The sequence below is a fragment of the Pseudomonas antarctica genome, from assembly GCF_900624995.1.
In the GTDB taxonomy this organism is placed as follows: Bacteria; Pseudomonadota; Gammaproteobacteria; order Pseudomonadales; family Pseudomonadaceae; genus Aquipseudomonas; species Aquipseudomonas antarctica.
The window spans coordinates 1-2,858 of record NZ_UYXQ01000229.1 but is presented as its reverse complement, the minus strand read 5'-3'; the positions used below and the strand labels follow the sequence as shown (position 1 = coordinate 2,858).

4 protein-coding genes are annotated in these 2,858 nt (G+C 63.6%); all 4 read right to left on the bottom strand.

All coding sequences use genetic code 11. The annotated features are described in order from the left end of the window. Positions 1-322, bottom strand: a 322-nt coding sequence (locus E0F99_RS29580) for a M20/M25/M40 family metallo-hydrolase (protein WP_130909125.1), incomplete at its 3' end; no start/stop codon positions are given. Further along, positions 319-996, bottom strand: a complete 678-nt coding sequence (locus E0F99_RS29575) for a DUF1028 domain-containing protein (RefSeq protein ID WP_083358938.1) — start codon at positions 994-996, stop codon at positions 319-321. The genes E0F99_RS29575 and E0F99_RS29580, both read right to left, overlap by 4 nt. Before the next feature lie 10 nt (positions 997-1,006). Next, positions 1,007-1,417 carry a RidA family protein gene (locus E0F99_RS29570; RefSeq protein ID WP_083358937.1) on the bottom strand — a complete coding sequence of 137 codons (411 nt, stop codon included), beginning with the start codon at positions 1,415-1,417 and terminating at the stop codon, positions 1,007-1,009. A gap of 24 nt (positions 1,418-1,441) precedes the next feature. Continuing rightward, positions 1,442-2,773, bottom strand: coding sequence for a flavin-containing monooxygenase (locus E0F99_RS29565; protein WP_408003398.1), 1,332 nt, complete (start codon positions 2,771-2,773; stop codon positions 1,442-1,444). Between the last annotated feature and the right edge of the window lie 85 nt (positions 2,774-2,858).

The following is a 2,858-nucleotide window of genomic DNA, read 5'->3' as shown; positions in this document are numbered from 1 at the left end:
CGGTGTAACCCTTCATCGCCCCCGGGCCCCGGCCAAACAGCTTGCCGTCGCGCTCGGTCAGCGCGAACGGAGGCACGGTCCACGGTTGGCCATCCACTGGCACCACATCGGTATGGCCCGACAGCACAATGCCCGGCAATTCCACCGGGCCGATGCTGGCGAACAGGTTGGCCTTGCTGCGCTCCTGGTTGTAGACCAACTCACTGGCCACGCCGAACCCGGCCAGGTAATCGCGCACGCATTCGATCAACTGCAGGTTGGATTCGCGGCTGGTGGTGTCAAACCCCACCAGCGTCTGCAGCCATTCGCGGCTGCTGTTCATCGCTCGTCTCCGGCCACGCCGTAACCGGGCGAGCGGTCGGGGGCGAGGGCGCGGTCGATGTAGTCCTGCATTTGTGGGCGATAAGCGTCCCAGAGCTTTTGCAACTCGGCGATCGGCTGTTCCTCGGCCCAATCCACGCGCAGGTTGATGATCGGCCAGGTCAGTTCGCCCACCACCACCAAGGCGGCGGAATGCACCGGCCCGGCTTCGCCACCGGCGGCGATGGCGGCGTGCATCGCCGCCAGCAGGCGGTCGGCCAGTTGGCCTTCGCCGTGTTCAAAGGCTGTGACCATCGCCTCGATCACCGCGCGGTCGGCGAGCATATTGCCGGCGGCCACGCACTGTTCGCCCGACACCGCATTGTGTGTGCCTAGGGTTTCGCTGCCGCTGAAATGCACGCTGCGGCCCAGGTGATCAATCGCCGTCAGTTGCCGGTATTGGCTGTAGCCATTGCTCGTCAGGGCTTTGTCGACGGCGCCAGCAGGGTCGAGGCCTTGTTCCAGCAGGTCGAGCACGTCCGGGCCCAGGGCCGGCAACGTGATGTTCTGGGTCGAGACCGCACCCACACCGGGGCGCAGCCACGGGCAGCGGGCGCCCACGGCGATGCTCGATGAGCTGATGGCGATGCCCAGCTGGCCGGTGTCTGCGCAACGCGCGATGATTGAAAAGGTCATGTGCGGCTCCTTATTCGGGAATAACGGCGATCACGTCAATTTCCATCAGCCACTGCGGCTGGCCGAGGGCCGAGACCACCAGCCCGGTGGAGATCGGGAACACGCCTTTGAGCCACTTGCCGACTTCTTGGTACACCGGCTCGCGGTAGCGCGGATCGATCAGGTAGGTGGTGGTCTTGACGATATGGCTCAGGTCGGAGCCTGCTTCCTCAAGCAACTGCTTGACGTTTTTCATCGCCTGTTCGGCCTGGGCCCGTGGGTCGCCAAGGCCAATCAGGTTGCCGTCGAAATCCGTGCCGACCTGGCCGCGCACGTACACGGTGTTGCCCGCGCGCACGGCCTGGCACAGGTCGTTGTCCAGGCTCTGGTTGGGGTAGGTTTCTTGGGTGTTAAACATGCGGATGCGAGTGTGAGTAGGCATCAAAAAAACTCCAGGAAAAAGTGATCAGGCGCTGACAGGGGCTTTGTGAGCAACCGGTGCGGCTTCGCGGTACTCGAGGTACTGGCGCTGGATGGCGATGTGGTCAGCCACGTACTTGGCGTCGTGCCACACGCCCCAGATAAACGACGAGCCCCGGCGCGATTGCCACGGCAAACCGAGGAAGTAGATACCCGATTCAGGGGCCACGCCGCGCTGGTGTTGCGGCTTGCCGGCGGCGTCAAACGCATCGACCTTGAGCCAGCTGTAGTCCACGGCAAACCCGGTGGCCCAGATGATCGAGGTGATTCCGGCCTTGGCCAGGTCCAGCTCCAGGATTGGCTGTTTGATGCACTCGGCATCCGGGAACACGCGGCGCGCTTGGGACTCCACGGGCAGGTCGAGGCCGTTGCGCTCGATGTAAGCGTCCGCCGCATCCAGCAGGGCCAGGTAGTTCTCATCGCCGCGCGCCAGGTTGTCGACCAGGTTGGGCTGGAAGCTGGCGATGCTGCCGTTGAAGGCTTGGGTCAGGCCAACCAGGGTCATGCCTTGCTGGGCCAACTCGCGAAAGTCGATGGTCTTGCCGCCGTGGGCGCCGCTCACGGCAATGGTCACGTGCTCGCGGCCGGGTTTCATCGCGGCCTGATCCCACTCGCCCAACACCCCCAGCCACCAGCAGAAATCGCGGTTACGGTAGGCGCGGGGCGGGCGGTCATGAGCGCCGACCGACAGGTACACCTGGCGACCGGAGCGTTGCAGTTCATCGGCGATCTGCACGCCGGACGAACCGGCGCCCACCACCAGCACGGCACCGGCCGGCAGTTGCGCCGGGTTGCGGTAGTCGGCGGAGTGGATCTGGTGCAGCGCAGTGTCTTTGGGTGCAATCGCTGGAATCACTGGCTTCTGGAACGGCCCGGTGGCGGCGACCACGCGGTTGGCTTCGATCACGCCTTCGCTGGTGTGCACGGTGAAGCCTGGGCGACCGACATTACGCACCACGCAAATGACGTCCACACCGGTACGGATCGGCGCGTTGAACTTGCGTGCATAGGCTTCAAAGTAATCCGCCACACGTTCTTTTGGCGCGAAGCCATCGGCGGCGACATCATCAAATTCCAGCCCCGGAAACCGGTCATGCCAGGCCGGCCCGTTGGCCACCAACGAATCCCAGCGCCCGGTGCGCCAGCGCTCGGCAATACGGCTGCGCTCCAGCACCAGGTGCGGCACGCCTTGCTTGCTCAGGTGCTCGCTCATGGCCACGCCAGCTTGACCGGCCCCCACCACCAGCGTGTCTATTGTTGTTATTGCTTGAGTCATGTGTCTGTCCTTGCGTAATGCAGTTGGATTCAGCTTGGGCATGGCTTCAAGGCTAGGGGGAGGGCGGTGTTTATAAAAAGATTTTTAAGGTTTGAAAAGAGCAAACATCGTACAGGAAGACAACACC